Source organism: Streptomyces sp. A5-4, assembly GCF_051131715.1.
Taxonomy (GTDB): Bacteria; Actinomycetota; Actinomycetes; order Streptomycetales; family Streptomycetaceae; genus Streptomyces.
Genome location: NZ_CP178591.1, coordinates 4,428,535 through 4,448,379 on the forward strand (window position 1 = coordinate 4,428,535; position 19,845 = coordinate 4,448,379).

The 19,845-nt window shown below is 66.6% G+C and carries 22 protein-coding genes and 2 pseudogenes; 12 read left to right on the forward strand and 12 right to left on the reverse strand.

What is annotated here, in order from left to right; genetic code table 11:
• Positions 1-122: 122 nt before the first annotated feature.
• Positions 123-998: an HAD family hydrolase gene (locus ACLLJJ_RS20455; RefSeq protein WP_434593565.1), complete on the reverse strand. Its 876-nt coding sequence runs from the start codon at positions 996-998 to the stop codon at positions 123-125.
• Between the two features lie 430 nt (positions 999-1,428).
• Between ACLLJJ_RS20455 and ssd the strand changes: the two genes are divergently transcribed.
• Positions 1,429-2,550 (forward strand): septum site-determining protein Ssd, encoded by a 1,122-nt coding sequence (gene ssd / locus ACLLJJ_RS20460; RefSeq protein ID WP_434593567.1) that lies wholly within the window; start codon positions 1,429-1,431, stop codon positions 2,548-2,550.
• Positions 2,547-3,401 (forward strand): annotated as a pseudogene (locus ACLLJJ_RS20465) (TadA family conjugal transfer-associated ATPase); the annotation flags it as partial. The gene ssd and the pseudogene ACLLJJ_RS20465, both read left to right, overlap by 4 nt.
• 90 nt (positions 3,402-3,491) lie before the next feature.
• Here ACLLJJ_RS20465 and ACLLJJ_RS20470 read toward each other — a convergent pair.
• Positions 3,492-3,974, reverse strand: a complete 483-nt coding sequence (locus ACLLJJ_RS20470) for a phosphotransferase (RefSeq protein WP_434600468.1) — start codon at positions 3,972-3,974, stop codon at positions 3,492-3,494.
• On the opposite strand from ACLLJJ_RS20470, the gene ACLLJJ_RS20475 reads away from it, so the two are divergent.
• Positions 3,960-4,187 (forward strand): hypothetical protein, encoded by a 228-nt coding sequence (locus ACLLJJ_RS20475; protein ID WP_434593570.1) that lies wholly within the window; start codon positions 3,960-3,962, stop codon positions 4,185-4,187. The two genes, ACLLJJ_RS20470 and ACLLJJ_RS20475, sit on opposite strands and share 15 nt — an antisense overlap.
• Before the next feature lie 938 nt (positions 4,188-5,125).
• Here ACLLJJ_RS20475 and ACLLJJ_RS20480 read toward each other — a convergent pair.
• Positions 5,126-5,410 (reverse strand): hypothetical protein, encoded by a 285-nt coding sequence (locus tag ACLLJJ_RS20480; protein ID WP_434593572.1) that lies wholly within the window; start codon positions 5,408-5,410, stop codon positions 5,126-5,128.
• Between the two features lie 543 nt (positions 5,411-5,953).
• On the opposite strand from ACLLJJ_RS20480, the gene ACLLJJ_RS20485 reads away from it, so the two are divergent.
• Both ACLLJJ_RS20485 and ACLLJJ_RS20490 read left to right on the forward strand, forming a co-directional pair.
• Complete coding sequence (locus ACLLJJ_RS20485) at positions 5,954-6,784, forward strand: helix-turn-helix domain-containing protein (RefSeq protein ID WP_434593575.1); 831 nt, start codon at positions 5,954-5,956, stop codon at positions 6,782-6,784.
• The gene (locus tag ACLLJJ_RS20490) at positions 6,774-6,995 is read left to right on the forward strand and encodes a DUF397 domain-containing protein (protein WP_434593578.1); all 222 of its coding nucleotides are present in this window, start codon (positions 6,774-6,776) and stop codon (positions 6,993-6,995) included. The genes ACLLJJ_RS20485 and ACLLJJ_RS20490 overlap by 11 nt, the downstream gene beginning before the upstream one ends.
• Before the next feature lie 230 nt (positions 6,996-7,225).
• On the opposite strand, the gene ACLLJJ_RS20495 is transcribed toward ACLLJJ_RS20490, so the two are convergent.
• The 4 genes from ACLLJJ_RS20495 to ACLLJJ_RS20510 form a co-directional block, all read right to left on the reverse strand.
• The gene (locus ACLLJJ_RS20495; protein WP_434593581.1) at positions 7,226-7,498 is read right to left on the reverse strand and encodes a hypothetical protein; all 273 of its coding nucleotides are present in this window, start codon (positions 7,496-7,498) and stop codon (positions 7,226-7,228) included.
• Between the two features lie 524 nt (positions 7,499-8,022).
• Positions 8,023-8,208, reverse strand: a complete 186-nt coding sequence (locus ACLLJJ_RS20500) for an HNH endonuclease (protein WP_434593583.1) — start codon at positions 8,206-8,208, stop codon at positions 8,023-8,025.
• Between the two features lie 754 nt (positions 8,209-8,962).
• Entirely contained in the window at positions 8,963-10,138 is a 1,176-nt protein-coding gene (locus ACLLJJ_RS20505) for a phage major capsid protein (protein ID WP_434593586.1), read from the reverse strand.
• 545 nt (positions 10,139-10,683) lie between these two features.
• Positions 10,684-12,249, reverse strand: a complete 1,566-nt coding sequence (locus ACLLJJ_RS20510; RefSeq protein WP_434593589.1) for a recombinase family protein — start codon at positions 12,247-12,249, stop codon at positions 10,684-10,686.
• A gap of 52 nt (positions 12,250-12,301) precedes the next feature.
• Between ACLLJJ_RS20510 and ACLLJJ_RS20515 the strand changes: the two are divergent.
• The 3 genes and pseudogenes from ACLLJJ_RS20515 to ACLLJJ_RS20525 form a co-directional block, all read left to right on the forward strand.
• Positions 12,302-12,610: pseudogene (locus tag ACLLJJ_RS20515) on the forward strand (ATPase, T2SS/T4P/T4SS family); the annotation flags it as partial.
• A 5-nt stretch (positions 12,611-12,615) separates the two neighbouring features.
• Positions 12,616-13,476 (forward strand): type II secretion system F family protein, encoded by an 861-nt coding sequence (locus ACLLJJ_RS20520; RefSeq protein WP_434600469.1) that lies wholly within the window; start codon positions 12,616-12,618, stop codon positions 13,474-13,476.
• Positions 13,473-14,264, forward strand: coding sequence for a type II secretion system F family protein (locus ACLLJJ_RS20525; protein WP_434593591.1), 792 nt, complete (start codon positions 13,473-13,475; stop codon positions 14,262-14,264). The genes ACLLJJ_RS20520 and ACLLJJ_RS20525 overlap by 4 nt, the downstream gene beginning before the upstream one ends.
• A gap of 391 nt (positions 14,265-14,655) precedes the next feature.
• Here the strand turns inward: ACLLJJ_RS20525 and ACLLJJ_RS20530 are convergent, their stop codons facing one another.
• The 3 genes from ACLLJJ_RS20530 to ACLLJJ_RS20540 all read right to left on the reverse strand — a co-directional run bounded on the left by ACLLJJ_RS20530 (position 14,656) and on the right by ACLLJJ_RS20540 (position 16,393).
• Positions 14,656-15,192, reverse strand: coding sequence for a hypothetical protein (locus tag ACLLJJ_RS20530; protein ID WP_434593594.1), 537 nt, complete (start codon positions 15,190-15,192; stop codon positions 14,656-14,658).
• Between the two features lie 111 nt (positions 15,193-15,303).
• On the reverse strand, positions 15,304-15,876 hold the full coding sequence (locus ACLLJJ_RS20535) for an SAV_6107 family HEPN domain-containing protein (RefSeq protein ID WP_434593597.1): 573 nt from the start codon (positions 15,874-15,876) through the stop codon (positions 15,304-15,306).
• A gap of 145 nt (positions 15,877-16,021) precedes the next feature.
• Positions 16,022-16,393, reverse strand: a complete 372-nt coding sequence (locus ACLLJJ_RS20540; RefSeq protein WP_434593600.1) for a hypothetical protein — start codon at positions 16,391-16,393, stop codon at positions 16,022-16,024.
• Between the two features lie 245 nt (positions 16,394-16,638).
• Here ACLLJJ_RS20540 and ACLLJJ_RS20545 point away from each other — a divergent pair, with 245 nt between their 5' ends.
• Positions 16,639-17,109, forward strand: a complete 471-nt coding sequence (locus ACLLJJ_RS20545; RefSeq protein WP_434593602.1) for a hypothetical protein — start codon at positions 16,639-16,641, stop codon at positions 17,107-17,109.
• Positions 17,110-17,261: 152 nt separating this feature from the next.
• Here the strand turns inward: ACLLJJ_RS20545 and ACLLJJ_RS20550 are convergent, their stop codons facing one another.
• Positions 17,262-17,492, reverse strand: a complete 231-nt coding sequence (locus tag ACLLJJ_RS20550) for a DUF397 domain-containing protein (RefSeq protein ID WP_434593605.1) — start codon at positions 17,490-17,492, stop codon at positions 17,262-17,264.
• Positions 17,493-18,365: a helix-turn-helix domain-containing protein gene (locus ACLLJJ_RS20555; protein ID WP_434593608.1), complete on the reverse strand. Its 873-nt coding sequence runs from the start codon at positions 18,363-18,365 to the stop codon at positions 17,493-17,495.
• A 265-nt stretch (positions 18,366-18,630) separates the two neighbouring features.
• On the opposite strand from ACLLJJ_RS20555, the gene ACLLJJ_RS20560 reads away from it, so the two are divergent.
• From ACLLJJ_RS20560 to ACLLJJ_RS20570, 3 genes are all read left to right on the forward strand, one after another.
• The gene (locus ACLLJJ_RS20560) at positions 18,631-19,134 is read left to right on the forward strand and encodes an ATP-binding protein (RefSeq protein ID WP_434593611.1); all 504 of its coding nucleotides are present in this window, start codon (positions 18,631-18,633) and stop codon (positions 19,132-19,134) included.
• Complete coding sequence (locus ACLLJJ_RS20565; RefSeq protein WP_434593614.1) at positions 19,127-19,468, forward strand: hypothetical protein; 342 nt, start codon at positions 19,127-19,129, stop codon at positions 19,466-19,468. The genes ACLLJJ_RS20560 and ACLLJJ_RS20565 overlap by 8 nt, the downstream gene beginning before the upstream one ends.
• A 205-nt stretch (positions 19,469-19,673) precedes the next feature.
• Entirely contained in the window at positions 19,674-19,835 is a 162-nt protein-coding gene (locus ACLLJJ_RS20570) for a hypothetical protein (protein ID WP_434593617.1), read from the forward strand.
• Positions 19,836-19,845 lie beyond the last annotated feature (10 nt).

Genomic DNA, 19,845 nt, shown 5'->3' on the forward strand with positions numbered 1-19,845 from the left:
TGGGGCCGAACTGCGTTAAAGGTGATCCTCTCGGATGTCCTTGGTCTCGCGGGCCGTTGAATCCTTTCTACTCCTGTCGCGGGGTAAGCGGAACCCCTGGCCGCACTTCTTTACTTTTGGGTTCAAATGCGGGCAAAAGCTTCGGACGTTGATACGGATTGCCGACGGGCGCGCCGACCGGCGTACCAGACCAAGCCCGCTGTAGCCGCGGCCGCGCCCACGGCGGCTGCCGCGAGGAGAGCCGGGCGGGGCGGCAGGGAGAAAGCGGGCAGCCGCTTCTTGAGAGGAACCGGCCGGTTGAAGACGAGAATCGGCCATTCGCGAGCGACCGCCTCACGGCGCAACGAGCGGTCCGGATTGACCGCGTAGGGGTGGCCGACCGACTCGAGCATCGGGATGTCGGTGGCCGAATCGCTGTAGGCGAAACAGCGCGTCAGGTCGTACCCCTCGGACTTGGCCAGCTCCTTGATCGCCTCGGCCTTGGTGGGGCCGTACGCGTAGTACTCCACCTCGCCCGTGAAGCAGCCGTCACTGCCGACGATCATCCGGGTCGCCACCACGCGGTCGGCGCCGAGGAGCTCGCCGATGGGCTCGACGACCTCCGCGCCCGAGGTGGAGACGATGACCACATCGCGTCCCGCGGTGTGGTGCTCCTCGATGAGCGAGGCGGCCTCGTCGTAGATGATCGGGTCGATCAGGTCGTGCAGGGTCTCGGCGACCAGCTCCCGGACCTGCTGGACGTTCCAGCCCTTGCAGAGCGCGGAGAGATATTCGCGCATGCGCTCCATCTGGTCGTGGTCGGCGCCGCCGGCCAGGAAGACGAACTGCACATAGGCGGTGCGCAGAACGTCGCGGCGGTTGATCAGTCCGCCTTGATAGAAGGACTTGCTGAAGGTCAGCGTGCTCGACTTCGCAATCACGGTCTTGTCGAGGTCGAAGAAGGCGGCTGTTCGAGGCAAGGAGTGGTTTTCCACGAGGCGAGCATAGGCGCCCACCATTCGGCGTAGGCTGTGGCGCGTGGGTTTGCCTGAGAAGGCTCTCGGGTACACCATGGAAGTCACGGATCGTTCGCGACCGTGCTACCCCGGTCCGACTCCTCCCCCCCCGAGTCGGCCGAGGAGACGACCCCCGTTCTCCCCCCCGACGGGGGTCGTCGCATGTCCGGATGCATTTTCCTCCTCCGGTTCTGATCGCTTCCCTGCCTCGCGGGCCTCGACGGCGCCGCCCTTCCCTCCTGAAACTCGTCACGCTCCGTAGTGGTTCCGCCGCTCTCCGGAAGTCGCCGGAATAGGTGACTGGGATATTCACAAGGCGTTGGTTGTCCACAGTTTTTCAGCAAGATCCACACGATTTTCCAGATCCCTCCACGGTGATTCCGTCCACGAAGTTCATGGACGCGAGGAATCGCTGTGAGAGGGGGCGGAGAGCATGGCTGGATCCATCACATCCGACCGGTTGCCGGCTGCCGAAGGGCGGCAGAGCCGGCCGTTGATCGTCACCGAGGACATGGACCTGCTCGACGACTTGCTGCGGCTGTGCGCCGCGGCCGGCGCCGAGCCGGAAGTCCACCACGCGGTGCCCGCGCGCACCGGCAGTTGGGAGAGCGCGCCGCTGATCCTGGTCGGTGACGACGCGGCCGAGCGGGTGCGTGCCGCGGTGCTCGGAAGCGGGGCCGCCCGCAGACGCGGCGTGATGCTCGTGGGGAAGGACCAGGACGATCCGAATGTCTGGCGGCGGGCCGTGGAGATCGGCGCCGACCATGTGCTGCGACTGCCCGACGCGGAGTCCTGGCTCGTCGAGCGGATCGCCGACGTGGCCGAGGGCGTGGGGCGCCAGGCGCTGACCGTGGGGGTCATCGGCGGGCGGGGCGGGGCCGGGGCTTCGACGCTGGCGTGCGCGCTCGCGGTGGCCGCCGCCCGCACCGGACAGCGCACGATGCTCATCGACGGGGACCCGCTCGGCGGCGGCCTCGACGTGCTGCTCGGCGGGGAGGCCGCAGAGGGCATGCGATGGCCGGATTTCGCCGAGTCCCGGGGACGGGTCGGCAGTGCGGCGCTGGAGGAGTCACTGCCCGAACTGCACGCGTTGAGGGTGCTGAGTTGGGACCGGGGCGACCGGGTGGTGATCCCTCCTGAGGCAATGCGGGCGGTGCTGGCCGCTGCGCGCAGGCGGGGCGGGGTGGTGGTCGTGGATCTGCCGCGCCGGGTCGACGAGGCCGTCGCGGAGGCGTTGGCGCAGCTGGACCTCGGGCTGCTGGTGGTGCCGGCGGAGCTGCGGGCCGTGGCTGCGGCGAGCCGGGTGGCGTCGACCGTGGGCATGGTGCTGCGGGACCTGCGGGCGGTGGTGCGCGGGCCGTACGCCTCGGGGCTCGACGAGGAGCAGGTGGCACGGCTGCTGGGGCTCCCGCTTGCCGGTGAACTGCCCGTGGAGGCAGGGCTGCTGGAGGCGCAGACGGGCGGGACACCGCCCGGTGGCAGCGCGCGTGGGCCGTTGGCCCGGTTCTGTGCGGAGTTCTGGGGCCGCGTCCTCGCCGGCGGCGGTGTCTCATGAGCGCCGAGCTGCTGGACGCCGTGCGGCAGCGGCTGGCGGAGAGTGGGGCCGAGCCGACTCCCGCCAGGGTGGCCGCCGCGCTGCGGGCGCAGGGGCGGCTGCTCGGCGACGCGGAAGTGCTGGGTGCGGCCGAGGAGTTGCGCTGTGAGCTGGTGGGCACGGGGGTGCTGGAACCGCTGTTGGCCGACCCGTCGGTGACGGATGTGCTGGTGTCCGCCCCGGACCGGGTGTGGGTGGACCGGGGCATCGGCCTCGAACTCACAGCGGTTCGCTTCACCGACGCGGCGGCGGTGCGCAGGCTGGCGCAGCGGCTCGCGGCGGTGGCGGGGCGGCGGTTGGACGACGCGCGGCCGTGGGTGGACGCGCGACTGCCGGACGGGACGCGGATGCATGCCGTGCTGCCGCCGGTGGCGGTCGGCTCGACGTGCCTGTCGCTTCGGGTGGTACGGCTCAAGGCGTTCTCGCTGGAGGAGCTGGTCGCGGCGGGCACGGTGCCGCCCGGCGGTGACCGGGTGCTGCGGGCGCTGATCGATGCCCGCCTCTCGTACCTGATCAGTGGGGGCACGGGCTCGGGCAAGACGACGCTGCTCTCGTCCTTGCTGGGCCTGGTGGGGGAGCGCGAACGGATCGTCCTGGCCGAGGACTCGGCAGAGTTGAAGCCCGACCATCCACACGTGGTGCGCCTGGAGTCCCGGCCCGCGAACCAGGAGGGCGCCGGGCAGGTCACCCTGCAGGACCTGGTGCGCCAGGCGCTGCGGATGCGGCCCGACCGGCTGGTGGTCGGTGAGGTGCGTGGGCCTGAGGTGACCGAGCTGCTGGCGGCGCTCAACACCGGGCACGAGGGCGAGTGCCTGGCCAAATCATGCACGGAGATGGGGGCCAGCAGCAAGCCCCGCCCACACGCCACGGGGGCAGTGCACGGCGGGGCCGGTAGGGGTTGGTCAGGTGCGGGGCTGTCTGCGGCGGGGAGCTGGACGCCTGCCGGGTGCCTCGTGCGGGAAGTCGAGCAAGTGGCGGAATCGCGCATTGCTTGGCTCTGCGCCTTTTTCGCCAATGGTGGCCGTCCAGTGTCGGCACGTGACGTTCACGAAGGTCTCAACGGCTTTTGGGTCTGCCTGCCGCCAACTGGTGAATCCGCCCAGCCAGCCCAGCGCGTCAGAAGGCGGCTGCCCGTAGCTCATCAACCATGTGGCCAGATATGCCGGGTCCACCCATGCGGGACCAATTGCGGGCATGGCCCAGTCCACCAAATACGCGTCACCACCGTAGTTTCCGATCATGACGTTGTGAGGGTTGGTGTCGGTGTGGAGAAGATGCGAGCCCTTGAGGGCGACCGCTTCGCCGGGATGCAGGAACGCCGCGAACCTGGTTGAGAGTTGCGGGATGGGAGTATGCAGAATTCGTAGGTCATGCATCCGGCTCATGGTGAAGGCGACGGCTGCCAGGTCTTTGGTACCGGGGCTGAAGTCTGCGTGTCGGCCGTCGACGTAGATGAACGCCAGGCAGAACCAGCCGCCCAGTTCGAAGCGATAGCGAACGGTGGGACTGATACCGGCGACCGTTTCATTGATCTGTTCCTCACAGCGCAGGCCAACCATTCCGGCAGCGTCGGACGTGCGAACGCCCTTGAGGAATAGCGGTCCGTTGTTCCGGGTGCGCACGATCAGCGCCAACGAACAGTTCAGCCCTTCGGCCACGTTCTCCGACGTGATCACGGGGCCGGTATGTACTTCGACGGCATCGCGGAGTTCGGACGGCAGTTCTTCCCACTGGACGCGCTCGCTCATTTGCTCCTCAATCCCTGGTAGGGAGGGGAACCGGCCGACCGGCCCCCTCCCCCTTGCTCGGTTGTCAGCCCTGCGTCTGGCCGCACTTCGTACAGCGGGTCTTGCCGCTCCACTGTTGCCAGTTGTGGTCACACTCGCTCAGAATCCACGGCTTCATAACCGGTGTCCTTTCGCTTTGATGTCATGGCACTTACTGACCCGCCCCGGCCACTCGACCTGTCCAGGGTTGACCAACCGGGGCGGGGCTTAGCCCCGTCCCTGCCAGGATTCCGAATCGAGTACGGGGGAGCCTCGAATTCAGTACGTCCGGCAGGGACGGGAGTCATTGGCGGGACGCGAGATTTCCTAGGTCGCGTCGCCGAAGTTGTGCCTGAGCCTTGTAGGTCAGTTCCTTGATGCACGGCTCACACGCGAACATCTGCGCATGTCCGAACGGCGTGCTAGCCGGACCAATCCACAGAACCACGGTGTCCAGTCGGCGGCAGTAGAGCCAACAGTCACCCACGACCCAGCGGTTGCCGTCTCCCGTGGTCGGTGTCCGGGGCCGGATATCAAGGGTCTGATCCGGCACGGTCACCGTCATGAGGCGGAGAGGCAGCGGGGGCAGTTCACGGCGCGAGTCCATACGGTCTTCTCGTCGCTGGCTTTTCCAGCGCCGCATACCGACTTCAACTCATCTGTGCGCCGTGAGTCCTGTAGCGGGCCGGTGAGCTTGTGCACGGTCATCACGTCTTCTCCGACCGTGCCCGCTGCCCAATCCGTCGTCTCGTCGGGTCGCGTCTTCGTGGTCATGACTTGCCCTTCTGCCGTTGCTTGTGCAGCCTGCCGACCGCCACTAGTTGCCGCTGCTCCCAATCGGTCGCCGGTCGGAGTCTTCGGAAGTGGACGCGCCACGCGAGACCGGTCGGACGGCTCATTTCGATGAATGGCGCGTCCACTTCCCGCACGGTGCCCGGCATTTCGTAGTCACGATCGAAGATGACTGCGCCAACGCGGATTTCTTCCGGCGTGGCAAAGGCAGGCTTGAACCGGACGCTACGCGGGGGCTTCGCAACCGGGTGTTGAACGCTCATGCCCGGTCCGCCCTTCGGTGAGGGTGGTTCGCAAGCTCTTCGTTGCAGCTCTGGACCGTGACGGGGCTTCCCATGGTTCGGGCCGTCTCACGCTGCCGGACCAGAGCCCCGCACACATCGCAACCGTCCACCGGTACGGGCTCAAGGGCGGGGCTGTGAAGCGCCGGTACGGCCGTGGTGTCACTCACTGCACAACCTCCGCAGTAGACCCGCCTCAACACGCAACGTACGGCGCGGAGTTGGCGTTTCCGGCACCCTGGCCGGTGCGGCGTACGCGGGGAGCGTCAGCCACGGGGGAAGCGGGTAGTCCTCCGGTGTCAGCCGGAAGAACTCGCGCCGGGTGACGGCCTCTTCAAGGTCGGCCGTGCCGACACGGGGTAACCGCTTCGGTAGCTCGTTCGTCATGATCCCCAGTGCCCTTCGCTCCGTCGCCGACCTTTGCCTCTTCCCGCTCACACCATTGCCGACGGGGTACGTTGAGCACACGTTCCGCCTGTCACCAAACCCCGTCTGTGGACAGAGACTTGAAGGTGTGTTCGATCTATGGAACTGCATGACGAAGACGACAAGGCGACTCCTCGAACCATGCTCGGTCGGCGTCTCCGTCGCCTGCGCGAGCAGGCAGGAATGTCACAGCGGGCGCTTGCTGAGAAGGTGGGATATCCGCACACGTACATCAGTAGGGTTGAGCGCGGCGAACAGCTTCCCTCCGAAGCCTTGGCCCAAGCCTTCGATGAGCATTTCAATACGGATGGGCTTTTTATTGAATTGCTCGACATGGCACAGGACAGTTTGATCGCTAATTACAGTCGCGAGTTTGTGGCCAAAGAGAGTGACGCGATCCGGATTCAAGTATTCACGAGCAGCGTGATTCCCGGCCTCCTCAACACCGAAGACTATGCACGGGAGCTATTCCGGGAAGACCTAGCCGGTGAGGCAATGAATGAATTGGATGCTCGTGTGTCAGCCCGAATCAACCGGCAGCGTATCTTTGAGAACCAGGACGCGCCACTCTATTGGGCGATCATGGATGAGGCGGCGCTGAAGCGGCCTACGGCCAGCAAGAAGACAATGCGTCAGCAGCTTGAACATATGTTGCAAATGGCAGAAAACCCGAGCATTACCATCCAAGTTCTCCCCTTCAAACAGGCCGTGCACCCGCTGATGGGAGGCAGTCTGACCTTGTTGACGCTCAAAGGTGGGTCCACTGTCGCCCTGGTGGAGAGCTTCGCATCGGGGGAGGCAGTAGACTCAGCAAAAGGAGTCGTTGAGCTTGTCCAGCGCTTCGATGTGGCGCGTTCTAAGGCTCTTCCGGAAAATGAATCACTCGACCTGATTCGCAGTTACCTGAAAGAGTACGCCGATGAAAGCTAACCCTATCCCCGACGCGTCGGCACTCACGACGTGGCGTAAGTCGTCATACAGTGGCTCGGAGAACGGGAATTGTGTCGAGGTAGCAGACGGCTTCCAAGGCGTCGTTCCCGTCCGTGACTCCAAGAACCCCTATGGCCCCGCCCTAATCTTCCCCGCCGACTCCTTCGCGGACTTCGTAGGCGCGCTAAAGGGCGGACAGCTTCCCGTTTAATCGCACCGAACGCGACCCCGTCACCTCCCTCGCTGGAGCGGCGGGGTTTTCGTTTGCCTATCATCACGCAACGTAGCCATGATTTCCGCCGGCCGGAGCCTAAGGAATTCGGACATTGCGGGTCTAAAGCACCGGCTTGCCGACTGGGGACGCAACGTAGCGTGAGGTGACGCAAGAATGCCCGGTACCCACCCGCAGCGAAGCGAGTAGGTGCCGGGCAGGGGTTCGTTTCAAAAATGCTGCGGACATTCGCAGACAACCCCCAGGGCGAAGGGGTCCGGGGCCGTACCGGCTTCGGCTTGGAACAGCTCCTTGAAGAGCGGCCACGCCGGGTGAGAGCCGATCTTGCGCGGCTCTTCGTCCGCCAACAGGCAGGCCAGGTCCCGGAGTTCATCGCTGAGCGAGGGCAATCCGTCAGCCCAGCGGCGTTGGCGGTGGTACAGCGATACGCCGTGCTCGTCGGGCATGTGGCGCATCACTGCCACGGTGTAGGCGTCAGACACGGCGGGACTCCTCAACAGCCCTTCGGGCGGCGTCTCTCATGACCGTGAGCGGGTCCGCTTCCCCCGTGTCGGTCGCGCGCTCATGGGCGGACAGGGCGGAGTCCAGTTGTGCCAGGAAGCGAAGCGCCGGATGGGCGACTGGTGCCCCTGCGCTGCCAGGCACGAGAACCCCGTCACTGGCAATCTGAGCCACCAGGGAACCCCAGACGGCCCGAAGCTCCTCGTACCGTTCCCCGTCGCCCTCAGGGGCAGCAGCGGGCTTCGTGGCGTCGGTGTCGGCGGTGGCCTTGCGGGCACGTGCTGCCGCCTTCCTGTGAGCGTCGCTGCAATACCGGGTGCGCCGGTCAGCGTCGGCGGGCAGTTCCGCGCGGCAAGGGGCGTGGGTGCAACGTCTCTTCAATCGACTTCCTTTCGGATTTGGCGGACACTCTGGAATTCCTGTGTCCGGGACGGACGCAACAGGAGAGCTGGATCGGATCGCTGGTGGCAACACCGGCACCGACTTCGGACGCACCCTGCCTCTGTCAGCGGTTGCCGCGCCGGTCATCCTTGGTCTTACTCAAGTGGCAACGCCTGCACAGGAGTTGGATGTTCGCGATCTCATCCTTGCCGCCGTTGCTCAGTGCCTTGATGTGGTCCACCTCAAGCCCGTCAGCGGGCAGAGTCCCGCCGCACCTGGTGCAGTATCCGTACCCCTTTGCGTTGAGCATCTGACGCACTCTCAGACTGACGCCCGTTCGCCCGATGCGACGTTGCCGACGCCGGACGAACAGATGCCCCGCACATCGGGACTCGCCAGGCTCAGCCCACATGCGGCATTCAAGGCATCGCTTTCTCAGAGCCACGGTCAGCCCTCCCTCTTGCTGCAAACGGAACAGGTAACTGACCACCCGTCACCCCTGCTTATGGGGCATGCCCCTTCGGGTAGCGTGTCCTTTGGCCGGTAGGAAATCGACTGACAACGGGTACAGAGCACGGGAACGAATAGCCGGTCGCTGCTCAGTCGGACAACACGCCCGTTGGGACGAAGCCAGTAAGGCCGCATGAATTCGGGCCAGTCCTCCAACGGCACGGATGTGCCGGGCAGTGTCCGCACTCTGGCAGCGAGCATGGGACGGCCGTTCACCATGTGAGCCCCGGCAACCGGGTGCCCCCACTCCTGGCCAACCAGGTATTCCCCGATATCGGCGGGGCACTTGACACGCATTCCCGCCCCTGCCGGGGCACGGTCAATACGCACCCCGGCAGTGAGCTGAATGAACATTCCGGCTAGACCAGTTCTGCAAGGTCGTTGACCATGAACCAACGGGCCTCAACCGCAGGCACCCTATGGACTTCGCCAATGTTCAGAACGTGGGCCGGACGCCCGTTCTCATCCGTAGGCCCGTAGGCCATGTGGCCAATCATGCGGACCGGGATCATGGTCTCATTCGTGGTGCTAGTCATTGCTGAACTCCCGTTCGGTTAGGCGGAAATGGTGATTTTGACGACGGCCTGAGAGTTCGGCACGGCAATTGCAGCCCGACCAATGGCCCGAATGCCGACACCATCCGAGAAGAACCCGGAATCGGAGGACGTTTCGAAAGCGGCATCACGTCGCCACACCGCGTAAACCTGCGCAGCTTCATAGACGAGAATGTCAGCGGGAGCGAGGTAGGGCGAGAGCCATACCGGGACGCCAAGGATTGACCGCTGGATACCGGCAGTCGGGGAACCGGCACTCTCGCTCAGTAGCGGCTTCAGAGAGCCCGTATGCTCCCGCAGCGCCATGAGCGTGGCCCACTTGCCGGGTGTCATGACGATTGCGGTAGGGACGGCATTTGCCGATTCCAGTAGACCGAATGCCTTGATGAACGGGTCTAGGTCGGCAAGCGGGCCAGTAACAGCGAACGTCTGAATGCCCGGCGTCTTAGTCAGTCCCACGAACCCCTTTCCGCTGACCCCGTCGCCCACCAGAGACTCACGGTCGAAACCAAGAGCCGCGGAGCGGAGTAGGGAAGTCGCCAGCGGGTTGAGGGCGGCACTCGCGGAATCCTGCACTAGCTCGTTGCTGATCATGTCCGCAGCGGCAAGCTTCTTGGGGATGACCTTAAGGCCATCCATTCCGAAGCCCCCGGTGGGCAAGCTCTCAAGCTCGGAGACGAATCCGGCCGTGAAATCGCTCTTGATGACCGGGAATACGTACGATTCTGCGTCAGTGTCCACGCGGGTCACGCCGGAGTTCATGACTACCGACTTGGCTGCCAGCAGATCCACGAAATTCTTCGCGTACTGCGCGGGAGTCAACGCCTTTCCCGTGCCGGTAGTCGTGATACCACGCGACGATTCAAGCGAGCGCGCCATTAGCTCGCCAGGGGTGGTTTTCATACGGCTATCCGTCTCTCTTGTCAGGGTGCGAGAGGTGCCGATCTCTCGAAGGGGAGTCGCAATGAGCGACGCCTTTTCCTCCGTGGCAGCGGCGGCAATGTGTCGCTTTGCTGTGGCGTCGTGTTCGGCTACCTCGTCCAGTAGCTCGGTTTCCTGCCGTTTCTCGGTCGGCGTAAGTGAGCGCTTTTCTGTCTGCTCGGAGAATCTGCGCAGCTTGTTTTCTGCGTCCTCCCGTCGCTCCATTGCGACGGTTGCGATCTCGGCATGATTCACAGGGGCCCCTTAATGGGAATGAAACCCATGATCACCGACTCACGTGAGTCGGTGATCTGGATATGTGAAAAGCCCGAATCCCTCGCTCAACCGTGACGGCGGTTGCTCAGCGAAGAATTCGGGCTTTGGTTCGTTGGGCGCTCCGTCAAGCGCGCGCAGGGACGGCAGGGCGACCGGGCCGGAGGAATCCTCAACGGCTCACCGGTCACCCACGACACCACCCCTGTCTCCAGTACTAGAGCGTGGGAGTTGCTCCGTTTTCGGATGCCCGTCAGCGCCATTGGGTGACGCCGGTCGCGGTGCGGTGGAACGGTGGTTCTAGCGCTTTTCTAGGTTTCCTTGTGTTTTTCACTGGGTAATCCAAAAAAGCACTAGAACCACCGTTCCACCGCACATCCGCGCTGACGGATGCAAGGCGGGCGCTTGCCCAACTTCCGCAATGGACACGTCGTGTTCCTCGTGGTCGCTAGATGGCCCCTAGACGCACGAACGGCCCGCCACCGGAGGGTTTCCAGTGACGGGCCGTAGTAGGGGCTCAGATGGGCCTATGCGGCCTTCTGGTGTTCACTCTCGACGGCACCGATAGCGGTAAGTTCCGCTGCCGCAGGATCGTCCTGGACCCATGCCGGACCCTCAACCGTGACGCCGGACCGGCCCACGCTGAATCGCCGCTCCGCACTCTTTGCCAGCGGGGTAACGGTGGCCACCGCGCCGAACTCCCGAAGCATGGCGTTCCGCCCCTCGGTGTCTCGCGCTGCCCACTCATCGGTAATGGTTCGGTCGGAGCGCACCCACTCGGTTCGGAGCGGTACGGCATCGACCTTGAGTAGCGTCTCTAGCTTCTCTTCGAGTGCGGCAATCTGACCGATGACGGTTTGGGCGGCGCGGCCCCCGGCAGGCAGTGAAGCAAGATTTCCGCTGAGGTTGTCTAGCGCCTGCTCGGTCTCGTGTATCTCGCGGCTCACGTCTTCCCCGCCGGTGGCTACCTCGGTCATGAGGTGGAAGCGGCCGAAGCGTGCGAGGAACTCGGATTCCACCTGTCCGTCAAGGCCGCTCGCCTGAATGACGTTGGATGTATGAATGCCGTCCCTGCCAACGCCCTTTGGGCAAACGTAGGTCGAGTAGTCAAGCCCCTTCACCATGCGCTTTTGGTGGTACATCGGCCCCGAGCATTCAGAGCAGGCGGCAACGTGCAAGAGCAGTGCCTTACCCGTGCGGGTTTTTCCCCTGCCGACTGAGCGCCGATCGATGGCTTCACGGACGGTGGTCCATGTGTCGGCGTCGAACAGCTCCGGACCTACGCGGTGAGGCTCGCCCTTAGCGTCCAACACAGGCACGTGGTAGAGCGCACTGCGGGGCTTGCCCTGTGCGGCTTGCACGAGATACCCACGGGCGGCGGGGGTGATCATTACGTCCCGCAGGGTGGTGGTGCTCCATTTGGTGTTGCGCGTCTTTCGGCCGTCTCGCTTTCGGGAATGGTCGGCAGGAGAGGGCACACCACGGGAATTGAGGTCTCGCATAAGGCTGGTCATGGATGCGCCGTGTTGGGTCAGTTTCTCGGCGCAGTCGCGAAGGGTGGCCGCCGCTTCCGGGTCGATGTCGAGGTAGGTTCCGCCGTCGCGCTTGATGAGCTTGTAGCCGTATGGTGCCGCCCCGCCGAGCCACCGGCCCACAGTGCGAAGGTGCTTCTTCGACGCGGTGATACGCGCCTTGATTACGTCGCGCTCGTACTCCGCGAAGCTAGACAGAAGGTTGACCATGAACCGTGACGTGTCGGGGTTGAGTGCCCCGTCAGCGGTCACCAAGGTTGCGTCGCAGTCGTCGGTGGCGCGGAGCAAGCGGGAGAACTCCAGAACGCTGCGCGCGTACCGGTCCAGTTTGGCCGCTATGACGTAGTTGGCTTCGTCGAGCGCAGCGAGAGCGCGGGCCATGCCCTTGCGGTTCTCAAGGCGGGACGCACCGGACACGTCCACGTCATCAGCGATGAACAGCACGCGCCACCCGTTACGGGCTGCGTACTCCTCACAGGCTGCGGTTTGGCTTGCGACGGATGTAGACGCGTCGCTGTCACGGCTGAGCCGGACGTAGATGACGCAGGTGGGCTGTCTCATGCTGACCCCTGGAGCGCAACGGTTGCCCAACCGCGTGAAGGGTTAGGCAAGGCACTCGGGCGGTTGCGGAACGGTGCACGCCAACGCTGCCGCGGATGTTCCGGCGCGGCTGGAGGCGCTCGGTGCCATGGCAGGGCTCGACCGGGCCGCGCTGCACAGCCAGTTGGGGGCCGCGCTGGCGGTGGTGGTCCATCTCGTGCGGGATCGGGGCGGGTTGCGGCGGCTCGCCGAGGTGCATGTGCTGGAGCGGGACGCGGCGGGCCTCGTGGTGACGGTGCCCGCGCTGCGGTGGCGCGCGGACGCCTTCGCCCGGGAGCGCGGCTGGGGTCGGCTGCGCTCGCTGCTGGGCGGTGCGCTGTGACCGGGATCGGAGCGGGTCCGGTGTACGCGGCCGCGGTGTGCGCGGCGTTGGCCTGGCTGATGGCGGGACGGGAGCAGACCGAGCGGCGTGCCCGGCTGATGTTCGCGGGCGGCGCGGTGGGTTCCGGGAATGCCGAGGGAGGCGTCTCGGCGTGGTGGAAGAGATGGTCGGCCCTGGTGCGGAGGCGATTCCGGCAGGAGTGGCTGTGTGTCCCGATGGCGGTGCTGGTCGCCGTACTGGCCGAGTCGTTGCTGCCGCTGATCGCGGGTGCGGTGGCGGTGCCGCTGGTGGGGCGCCGGCTGCGGGCCGGGGCGCTGCGGCGGGAGCGCGAGCGGCGGGCCGATGAAGTCATCGCCCTGTGCGGGGCGGTGGCGGGAGAGCTGCGGGCGGGTCGGCAGCCGGGGCAGGCCCTGTTCGCAGCCGGCGGTACGGGCGGTCTGGGCGCGGCGGAGGCCGAGGTGATGGCGGCGGCGCGGTTCGGTGGGGACGTGCCGGAGGCGCTGCGGAGGGCGTCGCGGGAACCGGGGGCCGAAGGGCTCGTGGGTATCGCCGCCTGCTGGCGGGTGGCGGTGGACGGCGGGGCGGGCCTCGCGGCCGGGCTGGACCGGCTGGAGAGCGCGTTGCGAGCGGAGCGGGATCAGCGGGCCGACCTGCGCGCCCAGTTGGCCGGGGCGTGGGCGACGGTGGCGCTTCTGGCGCTGCTTCCGGTGGCCGGGTTGCTGATCGGCAGCGCTCTGGGGGCGCAGCCGCTGAGGGTGCTGCTGCACACCCCGGCCGGGCTCGGGTGCCTCTTGCTCGGCGGGCTGTTGGAGGGCGCCGGGCTGTGGTGGGCCGGGCGAATCGTGCGGCGGGGGGAGGGCTCGTGAGCGCGGAAGTTGTGCCCAGGCTGGGGCTGGTGGTGTCGCTCGTGGCCACCGGGGCGTGGCTGGTGCTCGGGTGGGCGGGGCGGCGGCGGAAGCGGTTGTCGCGCAGGCGGCTCGCGTCGCTGCTGGCGGTGCGGGCGAGCGGGTCCGCGGATAGGCGGCAGCAGTGGTGGAGACGACCGGAGCTCGGTGCGTGGGTGAAGCGCTGGGCGCCGCCACTGGGCGCCGTGGTCACCGGCCTTGTGTTGGTCGGTGGCATGGTCGGCGCCGTGCTCGGGGCGGCTGCGGCGTACGGGGTGGTGCGGTGGCAGCGCGCACGCAAGCCATCCGGCGGTGACGGGCCGACCGTCGATGTGCGCCAACTGCCCCTCGCCGCAGACCTTCTGGCGGCCTGTATCTCCGCCGGCGCCGGTCCGCGCGAGGCGGCCGAGGCGGTCGGGGAGTCGCTCGGCGGTCCGGTCGGTGACCGGCTGGCACGGGCCGCGGCGGAGCTGAGGCTCGGAGGTGAACCGGCGGCCGCGTGGGGGCGGCTGGGTGCGATACCGGGCGCCTCGGGGTTGGCCCGCTGTCTGGAGCGGGCGGGTGCCACCGGGGCTCCGGCCGCGGAGCCGGTGTCCCGGCTGGCCGACGGCCTTCGCGCCGAGCGGTCGCGGGAGGCGGCGGCTCGGGCGGGGCGGGCCGGGGTGCTGATGGTCGGCCCCGTGGGGCTCTGCTTCCTGCCGGCCTTCCTGGTGACAGGGGTGGTGCCGGTGGTGATCGGACTGGCGGGCGGCCTGATGAACGGCCAATGAAATGAGCGCTCCTGTCGATGAGCGCTCCAGGCGTCGAGAAGACGACCGAAGGGCGACCGAAATGAATCGCGACAGCGGAAATGACCAGGGGGTTGGGATGACGGGGATGGCACGTATCTGGGCGCGGGCGTCGATGCGGCTGCGGCTGCGTACGGCGGCGATCAGGGCCAAGAGTGCGGACGCGGGGATGACGACCTTCTAAGTCGCTGCAAACACTGTGTCCCACGCAGGTCGTGTCGCTTTACGCGGAGGCTGAGCCTCGGCGTTGTGTCGCGTTACGACGAGCCATCGTGTTCCTTTCCGAGACCCTGCTGTGATGCAAGTCACGGTGTGGTTTGCGGGGTCTGACTATACGCGGTCGCTCTGCCGCAGAGGAGTGCCTCGTCCCGCGCTACTGCCCTTCCGGGATCTCAACACGTGGCCGTGTGTTCCTGCTGACCCAGTCGCCTGTCGTGCGTGCGGGGAAGGCGGTCCACTTTCCATTGACCTTGAAGCGGATGCTTGTCCAGTTCCACTGCCAGTTCTGCCACTCCAGGCTCCTGGCTTCAAAGCGCTGCCCGAACGCTCGGTACGGACGCAGGCGTGTCCAGACGATTTCGATATAGACCTTCGAGTCCTCCGACTTTGGGAGATAGGCGTCGAAGACGATCGGCTCCGAACCGGCACTCATCGTGGCCTGATACAGCCTGCCGCTTCCGACGGGGGCTCCATGAACTCTGACTTCCACGTTGTGGACGACGGCTGTACCCACGGCCCGCACGGTGAACGTCGTCCGGGGGCGCTTGTAGGTGGTCTTGCCCGCTTCCGACTTCGGCACGTCCTCATGGGAGTCAGCCGTTCTGCGGACGTTCCAGCCATGCTGCGGGCGGTCGATCCATCCCCAGCGGGCCACGGCAGTGGAGGCCACCGCTGCGATGACAGCGGCCACGAGAGTCCACCAGTTCATTCGCGAACCCTACGCCTTGCCGGGCTCCTGGTTGGGGCGGAACACACCGTCAACCCGCTGACCAGTTAGCTTCTGCCGTTCAGGTCTCCCGGTTCAGCTGGTCCGGCGCATAGTTGCGGCACCGTCTCCGTTGCCTGTCTGTGTGCCGGTCGTCTTGACTTCGTCGAGTGCTTCCACCTTGCGCACGAACTCGGCAGTGATGCCACGCAATTCTGTGAGCTCGTGGATGTCGACGGCGCCGGCAATGCCTGCCTCAGCGCGGATCATCTTGACCGTGGTCTTCTCGAAGTACACGCCGTATTTGGCGAACTCTGGAGCGACCTCGGGCAGCAGATCCCATGAGCCTCGGACTCGTGCGCGGCGTCCGAGCCGGTGCTCCGGGCGTTGCCTGGCGGTCACCACGGCGGCTGCGGCATGAAGCGCCGCGCGGTGGGTGAGCGCGTACTGCTGGAGTGGGTCATTCAGGCCGCTTGCCGATTGCAGGGTGCGGTGGGCCATGGCAAGCAGGTCCGCAGCTGATGGTGGGGTGGAGGCTTCCTGACGGGGCGTCTTCGTCTTGGGGGATGGAACCTTGGGGCCGGCTGTTCGGGCGTGCGCCATGGCCGGTCGGCCCGTGCTTCTCGGAGAGACACGCATTTCATCGCGGTGAGAGGTGTCGTCGCTCACCGGCGTGAACGCCAGAGCGTGTAGCAGCCAGGAGCGGAAAGGACGGGCAGCCGATCCGGACGAGCGCGCGGGAGCCGGTGTTTCTCCTGCCGGGAATGGCGGCGCTGTGCGGGCGAGGTTGCCGAGTACCTGGGCAGTGAACGAGTCAGAGCGCACCGACCTGTCCTCCTCGTTGATCTGGGCCGGAGCCGGCCGGCTGCGTTCCCGCTCCCTGTCCCGGGTCTACCTGTGGCGCCGAGGCAGGAGGAGCATCTATAGCTTGATGGGCTAGGCCCTGCTTGGCCAGTTGCTGAAGGATTTTGGGGGCCGCGATTCCGACGGTCACGGCGGCGAGTGCCCCGGCGACCTGTTGGGAGGCGGCGAACGCGGCCGTCAGGCCCGTGCCCACGCCGAGTCTGATCACCAGCGCCGCCAGGTACGGGGCGAGGGCCGGCTGTCCCTTCTTCTTCCACGGCCAGCCGTCGGTGGTGTGGATGGCTGTGTAGAGGTCCAGTCCTTCGATCAGGGCTGCACCCAAGAGGCCCCAAAGGCACGCCTCTACCACCGGCATTCTGGCCCTCACTCCCCCTGCGTCTACGCCCCGGGCTTCGCGGTCGCGCTGCCCCCGTTGATGACCGTTCAGAATGGCAGGGCACGGCCCGCTGTTGAAAGGACGCGGTGGGGAACTGTCCGAGAAGCGATGCTGATGCGCGGTGATTCTTCTCGGCTTGGGCTGCCAGGGTGCGCTGTGCGCATCGCGGGTTCACGGTGGATGGAGAGAGCGTGGGAGACGCAAAGCACCAGGCGGTACAGCGGGACGAGGGCCGGAAGTGGATCGTCGCGGGGCTCGGTGTCGCTGCCGTGAGCTACCTGGCGATCGCGGCGGCCGTCGGCTTCACGATGGGCCGTCGGTTCATCGACAACGCACTGGTCGCCGGGTGTTACGGGGTATTCGTGACCGGGGTGAACCTGCTGCCGTTGCTGGCCTGGAAGGACCGGCCGAGCGGCCTCGACGGCCGCCGCAGACCTCCGAAGGCCAGGCTGACCATGTGGCTGGTCGGCGCGTACGTCGCCCTCCACGGTGTCCTCTACAGCCGCGACCGCGGCGCCGACGGCAGCAGCGTGACGCTGGGGTTCTTCTGGGCCGCCGCCTGCTTCGCAGGGATGACCTGTATGTACTTTCTGGGCCAGCAGTTGTGGGGCCGCGACGCAGAGGCTGTGGACGGCATGGAGGAGACGGTTTCGGGCTCGTGACCGGGGCTGTGGCGGGATTCAGCCTGGGGAGTGGGCGTTCACCTGCCCGATTGCCGAGGTCTGCGAAGATGACGAAGGCGGCCGACCCCACTAACGCTGGGGTCGGCCGCCGTCTTTCCCCTGCGGCCATCTGATGTCTCGGCCGCTGCAGGTCAGGCGAGGTGGTCGAAGGCGCCCGCCTTGGCGCCGGCCACCATCGCCGCGATCTCGCCCCGCGTGTAGACGAGCGGGGTCTGCTCGGGACGCTTGGAGTCGCGCACGGCGACCAGGTCGCCGATCACGCCGAACTCGACGCAGTTGTCGTTGCCCCCGCTGAACGGGCTCTTCTCCCAGGTGACGCCGGAGAAGTCCAGCTCGGCGGGGTTGGGCTTGGTGTTGCTCACTTACAGCTCCTTGATCATGCTCTTGATGCGGCTGCGGGTCTCGGGCGGGCCGAGGGCCGTGGCCCGCAGATGGTCGAAGACCTCGGTGTAGCGCCCCACATCCTCTGATCCCTCGAAGTACACCGAGTTGGTCAGATTCTCCACCCACACCACGTCCGGATTGGGCTCGGGGAAACCCATGAGCATGAACGAGCCGTACAAGCCGGGGTGAAACGCGGCGTCGAACGGTAGAAGCTGCAGCGTGATGTTCGTACGGGGCTCGAGATCCAGCAGATGTTCGACCTGGCCCTTGAGGACGGCCGGCGCCCCGCTGATGCGCCGCAGGGCGGCCTCGTCGATGATCGCCCACAGTTTGGGGGCGTCCTCGCGGGCCAGCAGTGCCTGGCGCTTCATTCGCACGTCGACCAGGGCCTCGACCTGTTTGGCGTCCAGGTCCACGCGCATCGCGGTGATGACCTGGCGAGCGTACTCGGGCGTCTGCAGCAGTCCGGGGATCAGTAGCGGCTCGTAGCTGCGCAGCGTGTTCGCGCTCTGTTCCAGCTCGAGGTAGCCGCCGTACTGCGTGGTGTTGATGACCGCGGAGTACTTGCGCCACCACTTCTGCTTCTGTGCCTGATCTGCCCGGACCAGGTCCAGGATGTCCTCCCGGACCGCGGGGTCGGTGACGCCGTAGCAGTCGAGCATCGCCTTCACCAGGATCGGGGAGGTGCCGCGGTCGCCGTTCATGATGCGGCTGAGTGAACCCTGGTTGACCTCGATGACCTGCCCGACCTCGGCCAGCGTCTTGCCGGACCGATCGTGCAACTCCTTGAGCTGGGCTGATAGTTGGCGTCGGTAGACGGACTTGGGGGCGGGATTCCTCTTCCAGGCCATAGCGACAGTGTGACCCGCGCCAGGGGCCAAGGACAACCAATCTGGGGAATCTCAACTGGGCATGTTGCCCAATCGAGTTGCGCGGGGCATGCTGGCGACACGGTAGCGAAGCGTAAGCGAGTCATCGCGCTTCGTGGCATATGCCGCTGCCGTGCGCCGACTGCCGGGGTTGTCCCTCCGGACGGCCGACGTGCCGACCCGAATTTTGCGGAGCCCACCGGTGACCCGGAGCGGCGCCCGCTCAAGTCACTGGGGAGCACACGACATGCACGACGTACAGGTCCTGCCGGGACCGTCCGATCCACCACCGCGGTTCCCGCCGGAGCTGGCCGAGTGCGGGTTCTACCTGGTCATACGGTCGGACGGGTTCGTCCTGCACATGAGTGCCAGCGCCGAGCACCTGCGCGAGATGCGTGCGCGGGTGTTCAAGGAGGTCTGCGGGGCCGGGATGGACGAAGAGGTCGCGGACGCGGCCCGGCTGGTGGCCAGCGAGCTGGTCGGGAACGCGGTACGGCTGTGCGGCCCGTTCACGCCGGTCGTGGTTCAGGTGGCCGCGCAGCCCGACGAGGTACTGGTGCAGGTCCACGATCCCGAGCCGGCCGCGATGCCCGACCGGCGCGATCTGCCGCCGGGCAACGACCAGTCCGAGTCCGGGCGGGGCCTGTGGATCCTGGACGTCCTGGCGCCCGGCTGGAGCGTGGAGCCGACCCCCCTCGGTAAGCAGATCCGCTGCCGCCTGCCTCATCCCACCAGGAGGAACTGTGCCTGAACCGGCCCCCGGGCAGCTGCCGTTCAGGGTCGAGTTCGACCCCGCCAAGCGTGCGGTTGTGGTGTGGATGACCTTCGGCGACCCGCCCCGGCAGACCACACGGCGCAAGGAGATCGGCTCGCTGGAAGCACTGGCCGTCGAGATGGCCATCCACCGCCACGAAGCCCTCCTGCAGACCCGCCTGGCCCAGACTCTCCATGCGGCGGCGGTCCAGAAACTGGGCGCCGACCCGCAGCGGCTGGAGGCCGCCGTGACGGCGCTGTCCGACCCGACCAGCACCATCCCCGTCAGCCAGATCCTGCGCGGCACACCGCCGCAGCCCCCTGCGGGCTGACCTCCGAGCTGGCCTGCCCGGCCCGCGAGCCCCTCGGCCGGGCCGGGCAGGCCGCACCACCCTCCGCCTGCGGCATGGTGCCGTGCGCGGGGGATGGCCAGGAACCACCCGTGGGGCGTAGGCGAACACCTACGATCCGCGCGGCGGAGCCAGGCCATCGGCACCACCGCAATGAGCAATACCCCTATGAGTAGGAGGACTTGCCATGAACACCTTCACCACGGACCGGCGTCCGCAGGCCGCAGGCGACGGAGCCCCGGTCGACCTCGATCTGAGCGTCACGGTCGTCACCGCCGGGCCCGTCGCGGCGGCACTGCTCAGCAGCACCGACGACGGCTGCGACACCCTCAAGGGCGGCGACTGCTGACCTGGGAGCA